Source organism: Streptomyces sp. NPDC003635 (assembly GCF_053587635.1).
The window spans coordinates 1-20,393 of sequence record NZ_JBSFOK010000034.1; the positions used below are offsets into that span (position 1 = coordinate 1).

17 protein-coding genes are annotated in these 20,393 nt (G+C 71.1%); 1 reads left to right on the top strand and 16 read right to left on the bottom strand.

Annotation, left to right across the window (positions count from 1 at the left end; translation table 11 throughout):
* Positions 1-91 precede the first annotated feature (91 nt).
* The 11 genes from ACWDRW_RS27435 to ACWDRW_RS27485 all read right to left on the bottom strand — a co-directional run bounded on the left by ACWDRW_RS27435 (position 92) and on the right by ACWDRW_RS27485 (position 11,810).
* Entirely contained in the window at positions 92-568 is a 477-nt protein-coding gene (locus ACWDRW_RS27435) for a GNAT family N-acetyltransferase (protein WP_451726911.1), read from the bottom strand.
* Complete coding sequence (locus ACWDRW_RS27440) at positions 565-1,077, bottom strand: SUKH-4 family immunity protein (RefSeq protein WP_451726914.1); 513 nt, start codon at positions 1,075-1,077, stop codon at positions 565-567. The genes ACWDRW_RS27435 and ACWDRW_RS27440 overlap by 4 nt, the downstream gene beginning before the upstream one ends.
* A 71-nt stretch (positions 1,078-1,148) precedes the next feature.
* Positions 1,149-3,461 carry a xanthine dehydrogenase family protein molybdopterin-binding subunit gene (locus tag ACWDRW_RS27445; RefSeq protein WP_451726917.1) on the bottom strand — a complete coding sequence of 771 codons (2,313 nt, stop codon included), beginning with the start codon at positions 3,459-3,461 and terminating at the stop codon, positions 1,149-1,151.
* The gene (locus ACWDRW_RS27450) at positions 3,458-4,924 is read right to left on the bottom strand and encodes a 2Fe-2S iron-sulfur cluster-binding protein (RefSeq protein WP_451726920.1); all 1,467 of its coding nucleotides are present in this window, start codon (positions 4,922-4,924) and stop codon (positions 3,458-3,460) included. The genes ACWDRW_RS27445 and ACWDRW_RS27450 overlap by 4 nt, the downstream gene beginning before the upstream one ends.
* Entirely contained in the window at positions 4,921-5,814 is an 894-nt protein-coding gene (locus tag ACWDRW_RS27455) for an FAD binding domain-containing protein (RefSeq protein WP_451726922.1), read from the bottom strand. Before ACWDRW_RS27455 ends, ACWDRW_RS27450 begins: the two co-directional genes overlap by 4 nt.
* Positions 5,815-6,039: 225 nt before the next feature.
* Entirely contained in the window at positions 6,040-7,665 is a 1,626-nt protein-coding gene (locus tag ACWDRW_RS27460) for a beta-N-acetylhexosaminidase (protein ID WP_451726925.1), read from the bottom strand.
* A gap of 4 nt (positions 7,666-7,669) precedes the next feature.
* The gene (locus tag ACWDRW_RS27465; RefSeq protein WP_451726928.1) at positions 7,670-8,515 is read right to left on the bottom strand and encodes a carbohydrate ABC transporter permease; all 846 of its coding nucleotides are present in this window, start codon (positions 8,513-8,515) and stop codon (positions 7,670-7,672) included.
* Positions 8,512-9,402, bottom strand: a complete 891-nt coding sequence (locus ACWDRW_RS27470; RefSeq protein WP_451726931.1) for a carbohydrate ABC transporter permease — start codon at positions 9,400-9,402, stop codon at positions 8,512-8,514. The genes ACWDRW_RS27465 and ACWDRW_RS27470 overlap by 4 nt, the downstream gene beginning before the upstream one ends.
* A complete protein-coding gene (locus ACWDRW_RS27475) occupies positions 9,399-10,691 on the bottom strand; it encodes an extracellular solute-binding protein (RefSeq protein ID WP_451726934.1) in 1,293 nt (430 codons plus the stop codon). The genes ACWDRW_RS27470 and ACWDRW_RS27475 overlap by 4 nt, the downstream gene beginning before the upstream one ends.
* Before the next feature lie 225 nt (positions 10,692-10,916).
* A complete protein-coding gene (locus tag ACWDRW_RS27480; protein WP_351931262.1) occupies positions 10,917-11,207 on the bottom strand; it encodes a DUF3039 domain-containing protein in 291 nt (96 codons plus the stop codon).
* Positions 11,208-11,237: 30 nt separating this feature from the next.
* Positions 11,238-11,810 carry a YqgE/AlgH family protein gene (locus ACWDRW_RS27485; RefSeq protein WP_451726937.1) on the bottom strand — a complete coding sequence of 191 codons (573 nt, stop codon included), beginning with the start codon at positions 11,808-11,810 and terminating at the stop codon, positions 11,238-11,240.
* Positions 11,811-12,062: 252 nt separating this feature from the next.
* Between ACWDRW_RS27485 and murA the strand changes: the two genes are divergently transcribed.
* Positions 12,063-13,403, top strand: coding sequence for a UDP-N-acetylglucosamine 1-carboxyvinyltransferase (gene murA, locus ACWDRW_RS27490; RefSeq protein WP_451726940.1), 1,341 nt, complete (start codon positions 12,063-12,065; stop codon positions 13,401-13,403).
* Between the two features lie 576 nt (positions 13,404-13,979).
* On the opposite strand, the gene ACWDRW_RS27495 is transcribed toward murA, so the two are convergent.
* The 5 genes from ACWDRW_RS27495 to ACWDRW_RS27515 form a co-directional block, all read right to left on the bottom strand.
* Complete coding sequence (locus ACWDRW_RS27495; protein WP_007382399.1) at positions 13,980-14,261, bottom strand: HU family DNA-binding protein; 282 nt, start codon at positions 14,259-14,261, stop codon at positions 13,980-13,982.
* Positions 14,262-14,593: 332 nt separating this feature from the next.
* A complete protein-coding gene (locus ACWDRW_RS27500; protein WP_451726943.1) occupies positions 14,594-16,027 on the bottom strand; it encodes a malic enzyme-like NAD(P)-binding protein in 1,434 nt (477 codons plus the stop codon).
* A 367-nt stretch (positions 16,028-16,394) separates the two neighbouring features.
* The gene (locus tag ACWDRW_RS27505) at positions 16,395-18,692 is read right to left on the bottom strand and encodes a HelD family protein (RefSeq protein WP_451726945.1); all 2,298 of its coding nucleotides are present in this window, start codon (positions 18,690-18,692) and stop codon (positions 16,395-16,397) included.
* A gap of 83 nt (positions 18,693-18,775) precedes the next feature.
* The gene (locus tag ACWDRW_RS27510) at positions 18,776-19,543 is read right to left on the bottom strand and encodes an anti-sigma factor family protein (protein ID WP_451726948.1); all 768 of its coding nucleotides are present in this window, start codon (positions 19,541-19,543) and stop codon (positions 18,776-18,778) included.
* A 50-nt stretch (positions 19,544-19,593) separates the two neighbouring features.
* Positions 19,594-20,178 carry a sigma-70 family RNA polymerase sigma factor gene (locus tag ACWDRW_RS27515; RefSeq protein WP_078598885.1) on the bottom strand — a complete coding sequence of 195 codons (585 nt, stop codon included), beginning with the start codon at positions 20,176-20,178 and terminating at the stop codon, positions 19,594-19,596.
* Between the last annotated feature and the right edge of the window lie 215 nt (positions 20,179-20,393).

A 20,393-nucleotide genomic window follows, 5' to 3' on the forward strand; every position in this document is an offset into this window, starting at 1 on the left:
GCGACCCGCTACGACAAGACCGCCGAGTCCTACCAGGCAGCCGTCACCCTCGCCTCGCTCCTGATGTGGGCGTGACAATTGAAGACAACTCCTAGGCCGGTCCCGCCGTCCGCGCCTGCATCAGGCGAGGGGAGTTCTCGAAGCCCCGGCGGGCGTAGGCCGGGATCGCTCGCGGGGAGGAGTGGACCGTGACGCGCTCCAGGCCCAGGGACGTGGCCGCGGCCAGGGTCCGGTCGATCAGGCGGCCGCCCAGGCCCGTGTCCCGCGCCTCGGGGACGACGTAGACGCACTGCAGGTCGCCGGAGGCGCGGTGCGGGGATCGCGGGGTCGGGACGCGGTGGACGACCGCCAGCCAGGCCATGCCGATGACCACCGAGTCGCGGACCAGGACCGTGCATCGGTGCGAGGCGGAGTTGTCGGCGGCCCAGGCGACGAAGTGGCGCACGAAGTCGGGGCGTTCGATCGTCGTCGGGGTGTCGCCGTTCTCCGCCATCCACCGCCAGCGCAGCTCCGCGACCGCCTCCAGGTCCGACGGCTCGGCGGGGCGGATGACGATGTCCTCGGTCATGGGCGGACCGCGTCCCGGTGCAGCAGCCACAGGGTGAAGGCGAGGGTGGAGACGTCGGCGTTCAGCGGGTGCGGTGTCGTGCCCGGTGCCGTCCAGGTCAGGAGCGTGCCCGTCTCGCCGTGCAGGAGGAGGGTGGTGGCCTCGTCGTCCAGACGGCCGAGGACGATCAGCCGGTCCGCCTCCTCGGGGAGGTCGGCCTCGTACGCCTCCGTCAGCGTCGGCAGGACCATGTCCACGTCCATGCGGAACAGGGCGTGCTCCTCCGGCAGGCCCGTCTCGCGCAGGAAGCGGCGGGTCGGCTCATGGGTGAGCGCCGCCGGGAAGTCGACGTCCTCGAAGCGCGCCACCCTGCCGCGGCCGAACTCCTCGGCGAGCATCCGGGGCGGCACGGCGACGGCCAGACCCGACGCCTCCCACTGGAGCAGCTCAGGGCCCGCCACCAGCGTCAAGGTGTCGAGCAGGCGCCCGCAGCGCAGCAGTTGGTCCGGCCTGGTGATCGTCCCGTTCATGGTGTCCCCCCGTGCGTGTCCCGACACCTCGAAACACTACGCCGCACCACTGACAACGCCCGCTCAGCGGCTCACGTGCCGCCCGTCACAACCGCCGCCTGCGGCCGGATGGGCAGCCGGTTCACCGGCCGTCCCGTCGCCGCCCGCACGGCGGAGGCGATGGCCGCCGGCGAGGCCACCACCGGCACCGCGCTGACCGCCTTGGCGCCGAACGGAGCGACCACGTCCCGCTCCTCGACCAGCTTCACGATCTTGATGTCCGGGGCGTCCAGGGCCGTCGGCAGGGCGTATCCGGTCAGGTCGGGGTGGCGGATCGCGCCGCGCGCGGTGCGCAGGTTCTCCGTGAGCGCTATGCCGACGCCCTGCGTGACGCCCGCCTCGATCCGCGCCGCGAGCTGCGCCGGGTTGAGCACCCGGCCCACGTCCTGGGCGAGGGCCAGCTCCACCACGCGTACCGAACCGAGTTCGATGTCGACGTCCACGACCGCGCGGATCGCGCAGAACGCCAGGCCCACGAAGGCGTCGCCCTGGCCGGCCTCGTCCAGCGGCTCGGTGGGATGCGGCCGGCACTGGGCGGTCGCCCACAGCTCCTTGCCGTCCAGCGCCTCCGTGACGGTGGTCGACAGGACGCCGTCGTACGACGTGATCTTGCCGTCGGTGATCTGGAGCAGCTCGGTGGACATGCCGAACTTGTGCGCCAGCGGCTGCAGCAGCTGGGTGCGGACCATCTTCGCCGCCCGCTCCACCGCGCCGCCGGACACCCAGGTGTGCCGGCCGCGGCAGCCCGCGCCCGCCGGGGGCTGGTCGGTGTCGACCGGGGCCACATGGACCTCGTCGATGCCCAGGGTCTCCTGGACGATCTGCCGGGCCAGCGTGGCGAAGCCCTGTCCGGTCTCCACCGCCGCGCACAGGACCGTGGCGACCCCGCCCTGCACCTTGACGGTCGCCGTGGAGACCTCGTCGGCGCCCTCGGCGCCCAGCATGTGCACCATGCCGAGCCCGTAGCCCACGCCCCGGCGGACCGCGCCCGGTTCGCCCGCGCCCTCGGGGCCGCCGGGCAGCAGCCACTCGTCCTCGGGGGTGTCCTTGGGCAGCGGGGGCAGCGGGAAGTCCCGTACCGCCTGCAGGAGTTCGGCCACCGGTGCCGGGCAGGTCACCGTCTGGCCGGTGGGCAGGACGTCGCCGGTCGCCATGGCGTTGCGCAGGCGCAGCTCGGCCGGGTCGACGCCGAGCTTCTTCGCCAGCTTGTCCATCTGCGCCTCGTAGGCGGCGGCCACCTGCATGGCCCCCTCTCCCCGGACGTGTCCCGAGGGCGGGTTGTTGGTGCGCACGGCCCAGCCCTCGATGAAGGCGTTCGGCACCACGTAGGGCCCGCAGGCGAAGGACACCGCGGCCGCCAGCGCCTCCGCGGAGGTGTCCGCGTAGGCGCCCGCGTCCAGCAGGATCTGCGCCTCGACCTTGACCAACGTGCCCTCGGCGTCCGCGTGGTGGCGGTAGCGGAGCAACGTCGGGTGGCGGTGGACGTGGCCGAGGAACGACTCCTCGCGGGTCGCCGTCAGCTTCACCGGGCAGCCGGTCTTCAGGGCCAGCAGCCCGAGCGGGAGCTGGAAGCCCTGGTCCTCGCGGTCGGCGGTGGCGCCGGGGACACCGGTGACGACGATCTTCACGCGGTCCGGGGCGAGGCCGTAGCAGGCGGCGGCGGTGTCGCGGTCGGTGTGCGGGTCGGTGGAGGCCAGGTACAGCTCGACCCCGCCGTCCGGGCGCGGCACCGCGAGCCCGGCCTCGGCGCCGATGGGCGCGGGGTCCTGGCGGCCGATGCGGTACAGGCCCTCGACGACGATCTCGCCGGCCGCGTCCGGGTCGCCGTGGCGCAAGGGGATGTGCCGGATCAGGTTGCCGTCGGGGTGCAGCGGCTCGGCCTCGAAGGCCTGCTCGGGGTCGGTCACCGGGTCGAGCACCTCGTACTCGACGATGACGGCGGCCGCGGCCATCCGCGCGGTGTCGGGGTGGTCGGCGGCCACGGCCGCGATGGGCTCGCCGTGGTGCCGTACGACCTCGGAGGCGAACACGGGACGGTCGGCCGTGCCGCGGCCGTGCACCGGGGTGCCGGGGACGTCCTCGTGGGTGACGACGGCGCGCACGCCGGGCATCTCCCGCGCGTGGGTGGTGTCGATGGACACGATGCGCGCGTGCGCGTGCGGGGAGCGCAGCACGGCCGCCCACAGCAGTCCCTCGGCCCACAGGTCGGCCGCGTAGGGGAAGGTGCCCTCGGTCTTGGCCTGGGCGTCGGCGGCCGGCAGCGAGGCGCCGAGGCCGTGCGGGATCGGCTCGGGGGCGGGGGCTGCCTCCGCGGGGGTGGGCGCGGTGGCGGCTTCGTTGCTCACGCCTGGCCTCCGTCCTGTCCGTACGCCTGGTCGTGCGGATCGAGCGCCGAGGGGTGCACCCCGCCGGCTCCCGGGCCCGCCTGGTGCGGGATGCGTGCCTCGTCGGGGTCCGGCTCACCGTCGGCCGCGCTGTGCGCCTCGCGTTCGGCGACGACCTCCTTGACCGCCTCGACGACTCCGCGGTAGCCGGAGCAGCGGCACAGGTTGCCGCAGAGCGCCTGGCGGGTCTCCAGCTCGGTGGGGGCGGGGTTGCCCTCCAGCAGGTCGTGCACGGTCATCGCCATGCCGGGCACGCAGAAGCCGCACTGCACGGCACCGCACCGGGCGAGCGCGCGCTGCACGTCGGAGGGGTGTCCGTCGACGGCGAGGCCCTCGACGGTACGGACTTCACTGCTGGCGGCGGTCACGGCGGGCACCAGGCACGAGGCGACGAGCCGCCCGTCGACCTGGACGTTGCAGGCTCCGCACTCGCCCTGCGAGCAGCCGTCCTTGGCGCCCGCGAGACCGAGCCGCTCACGCAGCACGTAGAGCAGCGACTCGCCGATCCAGGCGTCGGTCACCGGGCGGTCGACGCCGTTGACCCGCAGCACGTAGGAGGCGAGGGGGTGTTCCTCACCGGGCGGCGAGGGCTGGTCGGTGGGCGGCTCCACGGCGCTCTCGGCGCCGCTGTCGGCCTCCTGGGGCCCCTCGGCGGCCCCTTCCGGCTCACGGGCCTCCACAGCGGCCTCAGAGGCCTCTGGAGCGGGCTCGGCGGCCTCCGCGACGGGCTCCGGCGCGGGCGGCCGCGGTACGGCCGTGTCGGCGTCCACGGGCAGATGCGCGTGCGGCGCGCCGTGCTCGGCGGCGCGGTCGGCCTGTTCGGGCGCGGGCTCGGCCTGTTCGGGAGCCGGCTGGCTCCACGGCTCGCCGATGGACTGGGGCGGCGGCTGGGTCGCCCAGGGCGCGGGCGCGCCGCCGGGGAGGGTGGCCGGCGGGGTGCCGCCCCACTGCTCGACCAGTGAGGAGGTGGTGAACTCGCCCGATTCGTCGGGAAGGTCGCCATCGGCGACGGGGATCGACCACTGGCCCGTGACGTCGTGACCCGGCGCGCTGTCGGCGGCCCCGGCATCCTCGAAGTTCCACTGGCCGGTCGCGGCGGGGTTGTAGGTGAACCGGTCGTTCCCGGCCTCCTCGGTGCCCGCGTTCGCGTCGGGCCACTGCACGCCGCCCGCGGGCATCGCCCAGGTGCCGGTGGCCGCCGGGTCGGTGCCCGCGGTGGTGCCGGGCGTGACCGTTATGGGCGGCGGCACATAGCCGTGCCCCGGTGCGGCCAGCGGACTGTCGGAGGAGGCCAGCAGGGCGTCGACGCCGCCCTCGGGGAGCTTCACGAAGGCGGTGGCGCCGTCGTCGTAGTCGCCCTGGGGCAACGGATCCCAGCGGCCCCCGCCCTGCGGGGCGCCCTCTCCGTGCTGGTCGTCGGTCACGACAGCGCCCTCCCCAGTGCTCGTCGGGCCAGCGCGGCGACGGTGCGCCGCAGGTGCAGTACGGCGGGCGGGAGCTGCTCCACGGAGCCGTCCTCGCCCGGGGCGGGGTCGGGGATGCAGGCCGCGGCGACGTACTCGCCGAAGGCGGTCAGCGCCTCCGGGACGACGGCGCGGTCGTTGTCCCAGTCGATCAGCTGCGCCACCCACTGCTCGGCCTCCAGGGGCCTGAGCGGCATCGGCGCTATGGCTCCCACGGCGCAGCGCACACCCCGGCGCGCGGGGTCGAGGACGAGCGCCACGGAGGCCAGGGCGCGCCCCGGCCCGGTCCGCCCGGTCGCCTTGAGGAAGACCTGGGGGGCGTGCAGCAGCGGCACGCGCACGTAGCCGATGAGTTCGCCGGGCCGCAGCATCTCCATGCCGGCCAGCAGATGCGACACCGGCATCTCCCGGCGGGCCCCGCCCGGGCCCGCGATGATCAGCGTCGCCTCCAGGGCCGCCAGCACCGGCAGGGCGTCGCCGGTCGGGGCAGCGGTGGCGATGTTGCCGCCCAGGGTGCCGGCGTTGCGGATCTGCGGCGGGCCGGCCGCGCGCGCGGAGGCGGCGAGCGCCGGGATCAGGGCGGCGAAGTCGGGGCGGCCCATGCGCGCGTGCGTGAGCCCGGCGCCGAGCAGCGCGTGGCCGTCCTGGTACTGCCAGCCGCGGATCTCGCTGATCTTGCCGAGGCCGACCAGCGCGGCGGGCCTGAGCTGCCCGGAGTTGACGGCGGCCATCAGATCGGTGCCGCCGGCCACGGGAACGGCGGCCGGCATGGCGGTGAGCGCCGCCACGGCCTCGTCCAGTGTCGTGGGCAGCGTGACGGCCTGCGCCGCCTGCGGTGCGTGCGTGGTCAAACCGGCTGCCCCTTCCCGCTGCCCCACCTGGTCCCACCTGTTGCTGCCGTACGGTACGTGCTGACAGGGCGGACGTGGCAACTCTGGCACATCTTCGCAGGGCTCGAACGCGGGGGTCCGCTAGGAGGCATTCGCCCACTTCATCAGGGGGATGGTCCGTTTTGGTCCGGCATCACCGGTCCGAGCGAATTGCCACTCTTCGGTGACCCTGCCGGGGTTTTTCCATTACCTGTTCGGAGGCGGTCCTTCGATGGGGCGGCCGAGCACTCCGGGGCGGCGCTGCCACGGGAGCGGTCCGGTGGGCGGGCGGTAGGCGACACCCAGGGCGTCGAGCCGGGCGTAATGGGCCGTCATACGGCGTTCGAAGTCGGCGAAGTCCCGTTCCCCGGGGGCCGGAAGGGCGCTCCAGGCCACCTCCGCGAAGGCGGCGAGCCGGGGGAAGACCTGGTAGTCCACGCGCGCGTGGTCCTCCATCACCTCGGTCCACACATTGGCCTGCGTGCCGAGGACGTGCCGGGCTTCCTCCGAGGTCAGGGCGGGTGGGACGGGCTCGAACCGGTAGACGTCCTCCAGGGTGCGGACGTAGCCGATGGGTACCGGCTCGTCCTCGCCGGACGCCTGGCGGTGGTCCAGGTACACGTACTGCTCGGGGCACATGACGACGTCGTGCCCCGCGCGCGCGGCGGCGATCCCGCCCTCGTAGCCGCGCCAGGAGGACACGGCCGCGCCCTTGGCGAGGCCGCCCTCCAGGATCTCGTCCCAGCCGATGAGCCTGCGCCCGCGCGCGGAGAGCCAGTTGTCGAAGTGCGCGATGAACCAGGCCTGGAGTCCGTCCTCGTCGGTGAGTCCGAGTTCCTTGATGCGCGCCTGGGCGGTGGGCGACTGCCGCCATTGGTCCTTCAGACATTCGTCACCGCCGACGTGAACGAACTCCGAGGGGAACAGCTCCAGCAGTTCCTCGAACACCCCCTCGTAGAAGCGCAGGGTGTTGTCAGTGGGGGCGAGTACGTTGGCGGAGATTCCCCAGTTGTCCCAGACGGTCAGGGAGGCGGTGTCGATGACGTCGGTGTTGCCGAGTTCCGGGTACGCGGCGATGGCGGCCTGCGAGTGGCCCGGTACGTCGATTTCCGGGACGACGGTGATATGCCGCTCGGCGGCGTAGGCGACGATCTCGCGGATGTCGTCCTGGGTGTAGAAGCCACCGTGCGGCTTCTCCTCCCACAGCGGAGAGGCGCGGTGGCCGAATTTCGTACGCGCCCGCCAGGAGCCGACCTCGGTGAGCCGGGGGTACTTCCTGATCTCGACCCGCCAGCCCTGATCGTCGGTCAAGTGGAAGTGGAGGACGTTGAGTTTGTGCGCGGCCATCAGATCCAGGTGGCGCAGCACCTGGTCTTTGGGCAGGAAGTGCCGGGCGACGTCGAGCATGAGCCCGCGCCAGCGGAAGCGGGGGCTGTCCTGGACGTGGATCAGCGGCAACCGCCACTGCCGGCCGGGCAGCGGCGCGCGGCGGTAGGCGTCCGGACCGAGCAGCTGGCGCAACGTCTGGACGCCCCAGAACAGGCCGGCCGGACCCCCGCCGACCACATGGGCCCCGCTGGGGGTGACGGCGAGCTGGTAGCTCTCCGCGGCGAGCCCCTCGGCCACCGTGGGGTTGACGGAGAGACGGATGACGTCCTCCCCGTCCGCGCTCGCGGGAGCCAGCGGCAGGCTGGTGGCGGCGCCCAGCACGGAGCGCAGCCACCGCGCCGCCGGTTCCGCCCCCTCCCCCACGGCCAGTCCGGTCCCCGGCCCCAGTTGCCAGAACTCGGTCCCGTACCGGCGCACGTAGGCGGGCTCCGGAATCACATCCACCACCTCAATCCTTGACCGCTCCGCCCAGTCCCGAGACCAACCGTCGCTGTACGAGTACGAAGAACACCAGCACCGGAATCGTCATCACCGTCGACGCGGCCATCACGCCGCCCCAGTCCGGCTCGTCCGGCTTGTAGAAGACCAGCAGCGCCATCGGCAGAGTCGACTGCGAAGTGTCGCTGATGATGAACGACTTGGCGAACAGGAAGTCGTTCCAGGCCGAGATGAAGGAAAACACGCTCGTGGCCACCAACCCCGGCAGCACGAGCGGGAAAAGGATCTGCCACAGGAATCGCGCGCGGCTCGCCCCGTCGAGGTACGCGGCCTCCTCCAAAGACTCCGGGACCGCCTTCACGAACCCCCGCAGCATCCAGATCGCGAACGGCAGCGAGAAGGCGATGTGCGGCAGGATCAGCGAGCCCAGTGTGTTCAGTTGTCCGGCGTCCCGCATGAGGAAGAACAAGGGGATCGTGAGCGCTTCCACGGGCACCATCTGGGCCACCAGAAACATGATCAGCAGGGTGGTCCGGAAGCGGAACCGGAATCGGGTCACGGCGGTCGCCGCGAGAAACGCGATCAGCGCCGAGGCGACGACGACGGTGCCCGCGACGACAAGGCTGTTGACGAAATACCGACCGAATTCCTGCTGCTCGAACACGCGCCGGAAGGAGTCCAGCGAGGGTGCCGTCGTCCAGGGCCGGGGCTCGGTCGACTCGATCTCCCCGGCGGGTTTGAAGGCGCCGAGCACCATCCAGTACAGCGGGAAGGCGACGACCGCGGCGACCACCAGGGCGGTCACCTCTGCCGCGAACCGCCACGGACGGGCCACAAGGCCCCGAAGAAGATTCACAGCTCCTCCCCCTGCCGGCGCAACAGCCGCAGGTACCCGAGCGTCACGGCGAGCAGGATCAGCAGCATCACGACGCCGATCGCCGAGCCGAGGCCGTACTGCGAGGACGCGAACGCCTTCTGGTAGGCGTACACGTTGAGCACCAGGTTCTGGCCCGCGATGCCGCCGCCGTTGGTCATGACGTAGATCTGGGTGAAGACCTTGAAGTCCCAGATGACGGACTGGATGGTGACGACGACCAGGATGGGCCGCAGGATCGGCGCGAGCACGGACCGCCAGATCCGCCACTGCGAGGCGCCGTCCAGCGCGGCGGCCTCCAGCACCTCGCCCGGCACCGCACGGATTCCGGCGTAGACCGTCACCATCACGAACGGGAAGGAGCACCAGACCACTTCGAGGAGGACGAGGAAGAAGGCACTCAGGCGGCCGTACGTCCAGGAGTGGTCGCCGAGTCCCAGCACCCGGTTCACCGGCCCGAAGTCGGGGTCGAAGAGGAACAGCCACACCGTCGAGCCGGTGACGGCCGGCGTCGCCCACGCGCCGAGTGCCGCGAGCATCAGCGCGAGCCGCGGCACGGCACGCACCCGCGTGAGCAGTACGGCGAGGGCGCATCCGACGGCGAGCGTCGAGACGACACAGGCCGCCGCGAACACCACGGTCGCCAGCAGCACCTCCCAGAACTGGGAGTCTCCTAACAGCTCGGCGTAGTTCCCGAAGCCCTCGAAGGTCGTCGGCTCGCCCCCGCTGACCTGGGCCTGGGTGTAGTGGAAGAGGGAGATGAGGCCGAGCTGGTAGATGGGGTAGGCGAGCAGACCGCCGAGGACGACGAGAGCGGGGGCGAGATAGAGCCAGGGAGTCCAGGTCGTGCGGTGGGTCACCGAGGTCACCCGGCGGAGCCGAACGCGTCGTTCATCTTCCTCGCCGCGTCACCGGAGGCCTCGGCCACCGACTTCTTGCCGCTGACGATCTCCTGGAACATCGTCGGCAGGACGAGCCCCGAGTCGATGGCGGCCCAGGCCGGGGAGGCCGGGACGAACTTGGTGCCCGCCTCGAGCGTCTGTGTGAACGGCTTCACGAACGGCTCCTTCGCCGCCGCCTGCCGCCGTACGTCGGAGAACGTCGGCAGGAATCCCATCGCGTCGAACATCGACGCCTGGGTCTCCTTGGACGCGAGCCGCTTCATCAGGTCCACCGCGAGCGTGCGGTGCGTCGTGCTCTTCAGTACGCCGATGTTGTTGCCGCCCGCGAAGGCCGGAGCGATGGAACCCGCCTCGATGCCCGGCAGCGGCACCACCGCGTACTTGCCCTTGACCTTCCCCGCCTCCACCGCCGCGTGGCTGAAGTCGCCGCCGATCGCCATCCCCGCCTTGCCGGAGGCGAACGCGGTCACCGTGTCGTTGCCGCCCATGCCGGCGCAGGTCGCTGCGGGGCAGTTGTCGTCGCCGAAGAGGGAGGTGTACGCCTCGATGCCCTTCCGCGCGGCCGGGCTGTCGATGGCGGCGGCGTACGAGCCGCTCTTGCCGGTGGCGAGTTCGCCGCCGTTCGCCCACACGAACGGCATCGCGCCGTAGGTGTAGGCACCGCCCACGGCGAGGCCGTACAGCTCGGGCTTCTCGGCCCGTATCTCCTTCGCCGTGGAGATCAGCTCGGCTTGCGTTCTCGGCACCTCGAGGCCGAGTTCCTCGAAGACGTCCGTGCGGTAGTACAGCGCGCGCACCCCCACGAAGTAGGGGGCGCCGTAGACCTTGCCGTCCACGGTGACCGACTGCCTGGCGGTGGGGTCGGTGTCCGTGGCCTCCTCCCAGGCGCCGAACTCCTCGGTGACGTCGAGGAGTCCGCCGTCCTTCACATAGCCCGCGGTGTCGGTGTTGCCGTACTCGATGACGTCGGGCGCGGACTTGGGGTCGTTGAAGGCGGCCTTGACGCGCTGGGCGCGGGTCTCGACGGGGATGTACTCGACGCTGACCTTCGTGTCCTCGTGGGACTTCTCGAAGGCGGCGAGGACGGAGTCGACGACCTCCTCCTTCGGCTTGTTGCTGACCTCCTGGAAGAGCCAGACCCGCAGGGTGCCGGTCTTCTCGTCCTTGTCGGAGGAGGAGTTGTCGGACGTCTGGGGGGAGCAGGCGGTGGCGGCCATGACAGCGAGGAGTACGGCGAGACGGGCGGGGAGCTTCATGGAGCAATCCTCCGAGCGTTGCAACATACGCAATGACTGTTTTGCTCTGCACAACAACACCCCGGAGGCTATGGACTACATGAACATGTCCACAAGAGGTCTCAACCAGTTCGTGACACGCGAGGGATCACGCGAGCGATCACGCGGCGGGCAACGCGAAGGCCCTCGGGGCGCGCCGGACAGCGCGCCCCGAGGGCCTTCGGAAAACTCAGACGAGGAGCAGGGCTACTTCTTCTTGTCGCCGCCCTTGCCCTTGTCGTCCCCGCCGGAGCCCATGGACTCGTAGATCTCCTTGCACATGGGACACACGGGGTACTTCTTCGGGTCGCGGCCGGGCACCCAGACCTTGCCGCACAGCGCCACGACGGGGGTCCCGTCGAGGGCGCTCGCCATGATCTTGTCCTTCTGGACGTAGTGGGCGAAGCGCTCGTGGTCGCCGTCGCCGTGGGACACCTGCGGCGTCGGCTCTACGAGGGTCCCCGTACCAGTCCCGCGCTCGGGCTCGAGAGTGCTCATAACAACCAAGAGTACTGAAGCTCACATGCGTCAGTTGAGCGAAGGGTCGTCGGGGTACGTGGCCACCATCGCCAGTTCGTTGCGCTGGCGGCGCAGCACCTCCCGCCAGAGCCGCTCCGGGGCCGGGGACGACACATCACCGGGCTCCGACTCCACGACGTACCAGGCGCCCTCCACCAGCTCGTCCTCCAGCTGGCCCGGGCCCCAGCCGGCGTACCCGGCGAAGATCCGCAGCGAGCCGAGGGCCGAGGCGAGCAGTTCGGGCGGGGCCTCCAGATCGACCAGCCCGATCGCGCCGTGCACCCGGCGCCAGCCCAGCGGGGCGCTCTCGCCGCTCGCGCCACCGGGGATGACGGCCACCCCGAGCGCGGAGTCCAGGGACACCGGGCCGCCCTGGAAGACGACTCCGGGCTCGCCGGCGAGGTCGCCCCAGCCCTCCAGGATGTCCCCCACGTCCACCGGGGTCGGACGGTTGAGGACGACGCCGAGCGAGCCATCCTCGTCGTGGTCGAGAAGGAGCACGACCGCACGGTCGAAGTTCGGGTCCGCCAGGGCGGGCGTTGCCACGAGCAACCGCCCTGTGAGCGAGGACACCTCGGTCATGCCAGACATGATCCCGCATCTTCCCTTCGCGTGGGGAGGCAATCCCGGTAAGGGAGTGAACGCAGCTCAGCCCCGGATCGCGAGCCCCCGGCGCACGACCGCCCCGGTGACCCCTCGTGCCCGGCGCGGAACCGTTCGTGTTGTGACACAGCTATGACGTAGCTGGGCCGTCCTTGGGCTTACGGAACGGGGGTCGGCGGCGATTACCCTGTTTCCCTCGGCCCCTGCCCCACTCATCGGAACGCGAGATACATGACCGTCAACGACGATGTCCTGCTTGTCCACGGCGGAACCCCGCTGGAGGGCGAGATCCGTGTCCGCGGCGCGAAGAACCTCGTGCCGAAGGCGATGGTCGCCGCCCTGCTGGGCAGTGAGCCAAGTCGACTGCGCAACGTTCCGGACATTCGCGACGTCCGGGTCGTACGCGGACTGCTCCAACTGCACGGTGTGACGGTCCGTCCGGGCGAGGAGCCCGGCGAACTCGTCATGGATCCCTCCCACGTGGAGAGCGCGAACGTCGCTGACATCGATGCCCACGCGGGTTCGAGCCGTATCCCGATCCTGCTGTGCGGTCCGCTGCTGCACCGCCTCGGGCACGCCTTCATCCCGGGCCTCGGCGGCTGCGACATCGGCGGCCGGCCCATCGACTTCCACTTCGAGGTGCTGCGGCAGTTCGGCGCGACCATCGAGAAGCGGGCCGATGGACAGTACCTGGAGGCTCCGCAGCGGCTGCGCGGCACGAAGATCCGGCTGCCGTACCCGTCCGTCGGCGCCACCGAGCAGGTGCTGCTGACGGCGGTGCTGGCGGAGGGCGTCACGGAGCTGTCCAACGCCGCGGTGGAGCCCGAGATCGAGGACCTCATCTGCGTCCTGCAGAAGATGGGCGCCATCATCGCGATGGACACCGACCGCACGATCCGGGTCACCGGTGTCGACAAGCTCGGCGGCTACACCCACCGCGCCCTGCCGGACCGTCTGGAGGCCGCCTCCTGGGCGTCCGCGGCGCTCGCGACCGAGGGCAACATCTACGTCCGCGGCGCCCAGCAGCGCTCGATGATGACGTTCCTGAACACCTATCGGAAGGTGGGCGGTGCCTTCGAGATCGACGACGAGGGCATCCGCTTCTGGCACCCCGGCGGCCAGTTGAAGTCCATCGCGCTGGAGACGGACGTCCACCCGGGCTTCCAGACGGACTGGCAGCAGCCGTTGGTGGTGGCGCTGACCCAGGCAACCGGCCTGTCCATCATCCACGAGACGGTGTACGAGTCCCGCCTCGGCTTCACTTCCGCGCTGAACCAGATGGGCGCCCACATCCAGCTCTACCGCGAGTGCCTCGGCGGCTCCGACTGCCGCTTCGGGCAGCGCAACTTCCTGCACTCCGCGGTGGTTTCCGGCCCGACCAAACTCCAGGGCGCCGACCTGGTCATCCCCGACCTGCGCGGCGGCTTCTCCTACCTCATCGCGGCCCTGGCGGCCCAGGGCACGTCCCGGGTCCACGGCATCGACCTCATCAACCGCGGCTACGAGAACTTCATGGAGAAGCTCGTGGAACTCGGCGCGAAGGTCGAACTCCCCGGCAAGGCACTCGGCTGACCGCAACTCCCCACCCCGGCCCAGGACACACCACCCTCGGCTGGGGGTCCGGGGGTCATCCCCCGGGACGGCACAGCATGGAGAAGCTCGTGGAACTCGGCGCGAAGGTCGAACTCCCGGGCAAGGCACCCGGCTGACCGCAACTCCCCACCCCGGCCCAGGACACACCACCCTCGGCTGGGGGTCCGGGGGTCATCCCCCGGGACGGCACAGCATGGAGAAGCTCGTGGAACTCGGCGCGAAGGTCGAACTCCCCGGCAAGGCACTCGGCTGACCGCAACTCCCCACCCCGGCCCAGGACACACCACCCTCGGCTGGGGATCCGGGGGTCATCCGCCGGGACGGCACAGCATGGAGAAGCTCGTGGAACTCGGCGCGAAGGTCGAACTCCCGGGCAAGGCACCCGGGTAGCCGGCGCAGTCGTACGAACGCCGATGGGGCGGTCACCCGAGTCCGGGTGACCGCCCCATACGCGTTCACTGCGTCGCCGCTCAAGGGGCGCGGGGAACTGCGCGACCAGCCACAGCGGACCGGCAGTCGCCCAAGGCGCCGAACCTCAACGGCGAACAGGCGCCTTTACTTGCCCTTGGCGGCTTCCTTGAGCTTCGAGCCCGCGGAGACCTTCACGCTGTAGCCGGCCGGGATCTGGATCGGGTCGCCGGTCTGCGGGTTGCGCGCGGTGCGAGCGGCACGGTGGGTGCGCTCGAAGGTCAGGAAGCCGGGGATGGTGACCTTCTCGTCGCCCTTGGCGACGATCTCGCCGACGGTCTCGGCGAACGCGGCCAGCACGGCGTCGGCGTCCTTGCGGGTCACCTCGGCACGGTCGGCCAGCGCGGCCACCAGCTCACTGCGGTTCATGTTGTTACTCCCGTGTTCTTCTTGCTGTTGAGGCGTGCCACGCGGCGGAGCCGCATAGTGGGCACAGCGAAGCCGATGCTGCCAGGGTCCTCGGCGGTCCCCGGACCCGGGTCCGTCGTCAGACCCTCGCGCCCAGAGACGCATCCTGCCCCTACCTGCGGCGGGAAAGCCAATCCGGCACCCGTCCGAGTCGTGAGAACACCCTTGGGAGTCACACGAAAAGAGGGCCTGAGCCTGGCCGTCACCATAAACGGCCTTCCCAGGCCCTCGGTTCCACGACGCGCCGCGACAAGGGCTTGCCGTGGCGATCGTCACGTCCTGGCGGACGCCGTTCAGACGCCCGAGTCGGCGCCCGGTGCCACCCCGGCCGCCTTCGCCGCCTCCCGAACCGCACCGGCCACCGCGCCCGCGACCTTGTCGTTGAAGACGCTGGGGACGATGTAGTTCGGGTTCAGCTCGTCCTCGGTCACCACGTCCGCCAGGGCCTTCGCGGCCGCGAGCATCATCTCGGTGTTGACCGTGCGGGACTGGGCGTCCAGCAGGCCGCGGAAGACGCCCGGGAAGACCAACACGTTGTTGATCTGGTTCGGGAAGTCGGAGCGGCCGGTGGCCACGACCGCCGCCGTCTGGCGAGCGATCGCCGGGTCCACCTCGGGGTCGGGGTTCGCGAGCGCGAACACGATGGCGCCGTCCGCCATGGCGGCCACGTCGGTGCCGTCGAGGACGTTCGGGGCCGAGACGCCGATGAAGACGTCCGCGCCGCGCACGGCCTCCTTCAGGGTGCCGGTCAGGCCCTCGGGGTTGGTGTTGTCGGCGATCCAGCGCAGCGGCGAGTCGGGGGCCGCGCCCACCAGGTCCTCGCGCCCGGCGTGCACCACGCCGTGGATGTCGGCGACGACGGCGTTCTTCACACCGGCCGCCAGCAGCAGCTTCAGGATGGCCGTGCCGGCCGCGCCGGCGCCGGACATGACGACCCGGATGCCCTCGATGGACTTGCCCGCCACCCGCAGCGCGTTGGTCAGCGCGGCGAGCACCACGATCGCGGTGCCGTGCTGGTCGTCGTGGAAGACGGGGATGTCCAGGGCCTCGCGCAGCCGCGCCTCGATCTCGAAGCAGCGGGGCGCCGAGATGTCCTCGAGGTTGATGCCGGCGAAGCCGGGGGCGATGGCCTTCACGATCTCGACGATCGCGTCGGTGTCCTGGGTGTCCAGGCAGATCGGCCAGGCGTCGATCCCGGCGAACCGCTTGAACAGGGCCGCCTTGCCCTCCATCACCGGCAGCGCGGCCTTGGGGCCGATGTTGCCGAGGCCGAGCACCGCGGAGCCGTCCGTCACGACCGCGACGGAGTTGCGCTTGATGGTGAGGCGGCGGGCGTCCTCGGGGTTCTCGGCGATGGCCATGCAGACCCGGGCCACACCCGGGGTGTAGACCATGGAGAGGTCGTCACGGTTGCGGATGGGATGCTTCGACTGCATCTCGATCTTGCCGCCGAGGTGCATGAGGAACGTACGGTCCGAGACCTTGCCGAGCGTGACGCCCTCGATGCCCCGCAGCTGCTCGACGATCTCGTCGGCGTGCTTGGTGGAGGTCGCCGCGATGGTGACGTCGATGCGCAGCTTCTCGTGGCCGGACGCGGTGACGTCGAGGCCGGTGACCGAGCCTCCGTGGGACTCGACGGCCGTGGTGAGCTGCGAGACCGCCGTTCCGCTGGCGGGCACCTCCAGCCGGACCGTCATCGAGTAGGAGACGCTGGGCGCCGTTGCCATGGCCGACTTCCTCTGCTTTCACCGTGTCGCGAAGTTGTGCCGTCCGATCGTCGCACCTACCGCTGAGTACGTGGTAGCCGCCCTGGATTGCGGACGTTTTGTTCACCGGGCGGTTCACCTGGTGCTGCGATTTCGGAAAACATCTTCCACGATACGAGAATCGATCAGCCAGCCCTACGACGACAAAGAGGCCCACGTCACACTCGTGACGTGGGCCTCTCGTAGTTCAGTGACACCGACCCGCCATGCTCGCCTCGCGGCAAGTGGTCCCTCTAAGGGACGAAGGTTGGGCCCGGGGGCTTGGATCGGGCCGGTGCCACACCCAGGCTAACAAACCGATCCCGTGAGGCCATTCCCGTACCGGCGGTCAGTCCCGGAGAAGATCCGGCACCCCCGTCGCGTCGGGCTCGTCCCGCTCGCCCGAGACCACCGTCAGCTGCTGGGTGGCGCGGGTGAGGGCGACATAGAGGACACGCAGGCCCGCCGGGGACTCGTCCGCGATCTCCGCCGGGGAGACGACGACGGTGGCGTCGTACTCCAGGCCCTTGGCCTCCAGGCTGCCGAGGGCCACGACCCGGTCGCCGAGCCCGGCGAGCCAGCGGGCGGCCTCCTCGCGGCGCTGCATGGCGACGACCACGCCGATCGTGCCGTCGACGCGGTCCAGCAGCCGGGCCGCCTCCTCGCGGACCGTCTCGCCGAGGGAGTCGCGGACGACGGCGAACCGCGGGCGGACGCCCGTCGAGCGCACCGCGGACGGAGACTCGGAGCCCGGCATGGCGAGCGCCAGCACCTTCGCGGCCAGCTCGGCGATCTCCGCGGGGTTGCGGTAGTTCACGGTGAGCTGGAAGCGGCGGCGCGGACGGGTGCCGAGGGCCTCGTCGCGGGCCTCGGCCGCCTCGTCGGGGTCGGACCAGGAGGACTGGGCCGGGTCGCCGACGATCGTCCAGGTGGCGTGCCGGCCGCGGCGGCCGACCATGCGCCACTGCATCGGCGTGAGGTCCTGGGCCTCGTCGACGATGACGTGGGCGTACTCGGTGCGCTCCTGGGCGAGCCGCTCGGCGCGCTCGCGCTGGCTCTCCTCGCGCACCGGCATCAGCTCCTCCAGACCCGTGAGCAGGTCGAGGGGGTCCAGCTCGCGCTTCTTCTTCGGGCGGGCCGGGGCACCGAGGATCGCCTGGAGCTCGTCCAGCATGGCGATGTCGTGCACCGAGTGCCCGTCGCGGCGCAGGGAGCGGGCGACACGGCGGACCTCGCCCGGGTTCAGGACGCGCCGGGCCCAGCGGCCGAGGCGCTTCTCCTCGGACATCGCCGTGAGGACCGTCCGCGGGGTCAGCTCCGGCCACCAGGCGTCCAGGAACTCCAGGAAGGAGTCCTCGCCGGTCACGTCCTCGTCGAAGGAGGAGCGCAGCTCGGCGGCGAGCTCCGGGTCGGTGTGCCGGGCGGCGCCGCCGGACCGCGTCCACAGGGCGTCCAGCAGGAGCTTGCGGGCGCGCGGGCGCAGCAGGTTCACCGGGGCGGTGCCGCTGAGGGCGGTGCGCCGGATCTCCGCGAGCTGCTCTGCCTCCAGCTCCAGCCGGCGGCCGAAGGCGACGACGCGCAGGCGGGTCGGAGAATCGTTCAGCTCCAGAGCTCCGCGCGCGGCCTTCCGGAGCACCTTGAGCATGCGGTACGAGCCCTTGGCGCGGGCCGTGGCCGGGGAGTCGTACAGGGTGGCCTCGGCGCCGTCGACCAGCGAGCCGATCGCGCGGATGGCGACCTGCCCCTCCTCGCCGAGCGACGGCAGGACGCCCTCGGTGTACGCCACCAGCAGCGGGGTCGGGGAGACGATCAGGATGCCGCCCGAGTAGCGGCGCCGGTCCTGGTAGAGCAGGTAGGCGGCGCGGTGCAGGGCGACGGCGGTCTTGCCGGTGCCCGGGCCGCCCTCGACGTAGGTCACGGAGGCGGCGGGGGCGCGGATGACCAGGTCCTGCTCGGCCTGGATGGAGGCGACGATGTCCCGCATGGTGTGGGTCCGGGCCTGGCCGAGCGCGGCCATCAGGGCGCCGTCGCCGATCACGGGCAGCTCCCGGCCGTCCAGGAAGGCCGTCAGCTCGGGGCGCATCAGGTCGTCCTCGACCCCGAGGACGCGGCGCCCCTTGGAGCGGATGACCCGTCTGCGCACCACCCGGCCGGGGTCGACCGGGGTGGAGCGGTAGAAGGGGGCGGCGGCCGGGGCCCGCCAGTCGATGACCAGCGGGGCGTAGTCGTCGTCGAGGACGCCGATCCGCCCGATGTGCAGGGTCTCGGCGATGTCGGCGGTGTTGTCACCGCGCACGGCGCCCTCGGCGGGCTCCACGGCGGTGTAGGCGCCGTCGGGCCCCTTCTTGCCGTCCTTGCCGAGCAGCAGGTCGATCCGGCCGAAGAGGAAGTCCTCGTACTCGTTGTTCAGCCGGTTGAGGTGCACGCCCGCCCGGAAGACCTGCGCGTCGCGTTCGGCGAGCGCGCCGGGCGTGCCGACCTTGCCGCGCTCGGCCGCGTCACGCATGAGGAACTCGGCCTCGTGGATCTTTTCCTCGAGGCGGTGGTACACCCGGTCCAGGTGTTCCTGTTCGACGCTGATCTCACGGTCCCGGACGGAGTCCTGGACCGAGCCGACCGCGGTTTCCTGCTGAGCCTGTGCGGCCACCGGGCCCCCTTCTGACGTGCTGGGCAGCCGTCAACCGTACGCGAAGGGGGCCCCTGGAAGCTATGCGTCCGCCATGTGCCGCGTCATACGGCCACCTCGACCAGACGCTTGCCCTCGAACGTCATGACCTCGAAGCGCTCGATCTCCTCGGGCGCGAAGGCCGCCCCGCCGTGCACGTACAGCGGCTGTCTGGCCTGCTCGGTCTTGGCGTTCGCGATGCCGTAGCCCCACTTCGGGACCGACCAGGAGGTGATCGTCTCGCGCTCGCCGTTCTTGCCGACGGCGATCAGGGAGCACTTCTCGGGTCCGGTGACGTTCTTCAGTTCCAGCACGGCGTGCGTGCCCCAGGCCTTGGGCTCCATGGCGACCGTCGCGGAGACCTTGGTGGAGGCGTCGCGGCCGGCGACCCGGTCGGTCATGACGTCGAAGGCGGCCTTGGCCGGGCTGGTGGCGTGCGCCTCGTTGGCCGTACCGCCGCTGTCGGTGGTGGCGATGGCGGCGACCGGGCCGCCGATGATCAGGGCGGCTGCCGCGGCCACCATGTAGAAGCTGCGGCGGCGGGTCATCGCGCGGCGCTCGGCGACCTCGTCGACGAGGTTCTGCACCAGGCGCGGACTCGGCTTGGCCGACAGCGACTCGCCGATGGCGGGCGTGCCGGAGCCCGGCAGGTCGGCCAGCGCGGCCAGCATCGGCTCCATCCCGGCCAGCTCGTCGAGCTGCTGGGCGCACCATTCGCAGGTGGCGAGGTGCATTTCGAAAGCGGTTGCTTCGGCGTCGTCGAGAATCCCGAGGGCGTAGGCGCCGACGGTCTCGTGCTCGTTCGCGCCCGAAGGGCCCTGCGATCCCTGCATGGGGCCAGACATACCCGGACCCCCTGCTCCGTATCCCCCGTATGTGTTCATCACGCCGTCACCCCCCGCTCCTCCAGTGCCAGCTTCATCGACCGCAGGGCGTAGAACACCCGTGAGCGGACGGTTCCGCTGGGTATCCCCAGCGTCTCGGCCGCCTCGTTGACGGTACGCCCCTTGAAATACGTCTCGACGAGCACCTCCCGGTGGGCGGGGGTCAGGTCGTCGAGCGCGTCCGACAGCGTCATCAACCACAGCGCCTTGTCGATCTCGTCCTCCGCGGGGATGACCTCCAGCGGCGACGGATCGACCTCCTGCGGCCGGGCCTGCCGGCTGCGGTGGCCGTCGATGACGATGCGGCGTGCGACCGTCACCAGCCAGGGGCGTACCGATCCGGTCGCTCGATTGAGCTGACCGGCGTTCTTCCAGGCACGGATGAGCGTCTCCTGCACGACGTCCTCGGCGCGCTGCCGGTCACCGGCGACCAGTCGGAGGACGTACGCAAGCAGGGGTCCGGCGTGCTCTCTGTACAGAGCACGCATCAGCTCCTCGTCAGGTTCGACCGAGGGCTGGGACATGCGATGTCGGGCCCTCGATCCACGTTCATTGGCCACGGCCGCATCCTTGCGCACGCCCACCTCCGGTGTCCCCACTTCGTCTGGGCTCCCCCAGCCGGTCGCTCCACCACCCGTACGCAACGGACGCGTTGAGTGTTCAAACGCGGCTGACAGTTTTCTCCTGGGTGACATGACGGAGGGGACACGAGGGCACATTCCCCCTTCAATGTCTTTACATTTTCGCCACGCGAGAAGGGAGGCAGGGGCTTGGTACGGACCAGGTGAAGGTAAACGAC

Coding starts and splice junctions, on each gene's coding strand:
- murA (WP_451726940.1), top strand. CDS start 12,063: ATGACCGTCAACGACGATGTCCTGCTTGTCCACGGCGGAACCCCGCTG.
- ACWDRW_RS27500 (WP_451726943.1), bottom strand. CDS start 16,027: ATGGCAACGGCGCCCAGCGTCTCCTACTCGATGACGGTCCGGCTGGAG.
- ACWDRW_RS27495 (WP_007382399.1), bottom strand. CDS start 14,261: ATGAACCGCAGTGAGCTGGTGGCCGCGCTGGCCGACCGTGCCGAGGTG.
- ACWDRW_RS27475 (WP_451726934.1), bottom strand. CDS start 10,691: ATGAAGCTCCCCGCCCGTCTCGCCGTACTCCTCGCTGTCATGGCCGCC.
- ACWDRW_RS27440 (WP_451726914.1), bottom strand. CDS start 1,077: ATGAACGGGACGATCACCAGGCCGGACCAACTGCTGCGCTGCGGGCGC.
- ACWDRW_RS27480 (WP_351931262.1), bottom strand. CDS start 11,207: ATGAGCACTCTCGAGCCCGAGCGCGGGACTGGTACGGGGACCCTCGTA.
- ACWDRW_RS27510 (WP_451726948.1), bottom strand. CDS start 19,543: ATGCAGGGATCGCAGGGCCCTTCGGGCGCGAACGAGCACGAGACCGTC.
- ACWDRW_RS27435 (WP_451726911.1), bottom strand. CDS start 568: ATGACCGAGGACATCGTCATCCGCCCCGCCGAGCCGTCGGACCTGGAG.
- ACWDRW_RS27485 (WP_451726937.1), bottom strand. CDS start 11,810: ATGACCGAGGTGTCCTCGCTCACAGGGCGGTTGCTCGTGGCAACGCCC.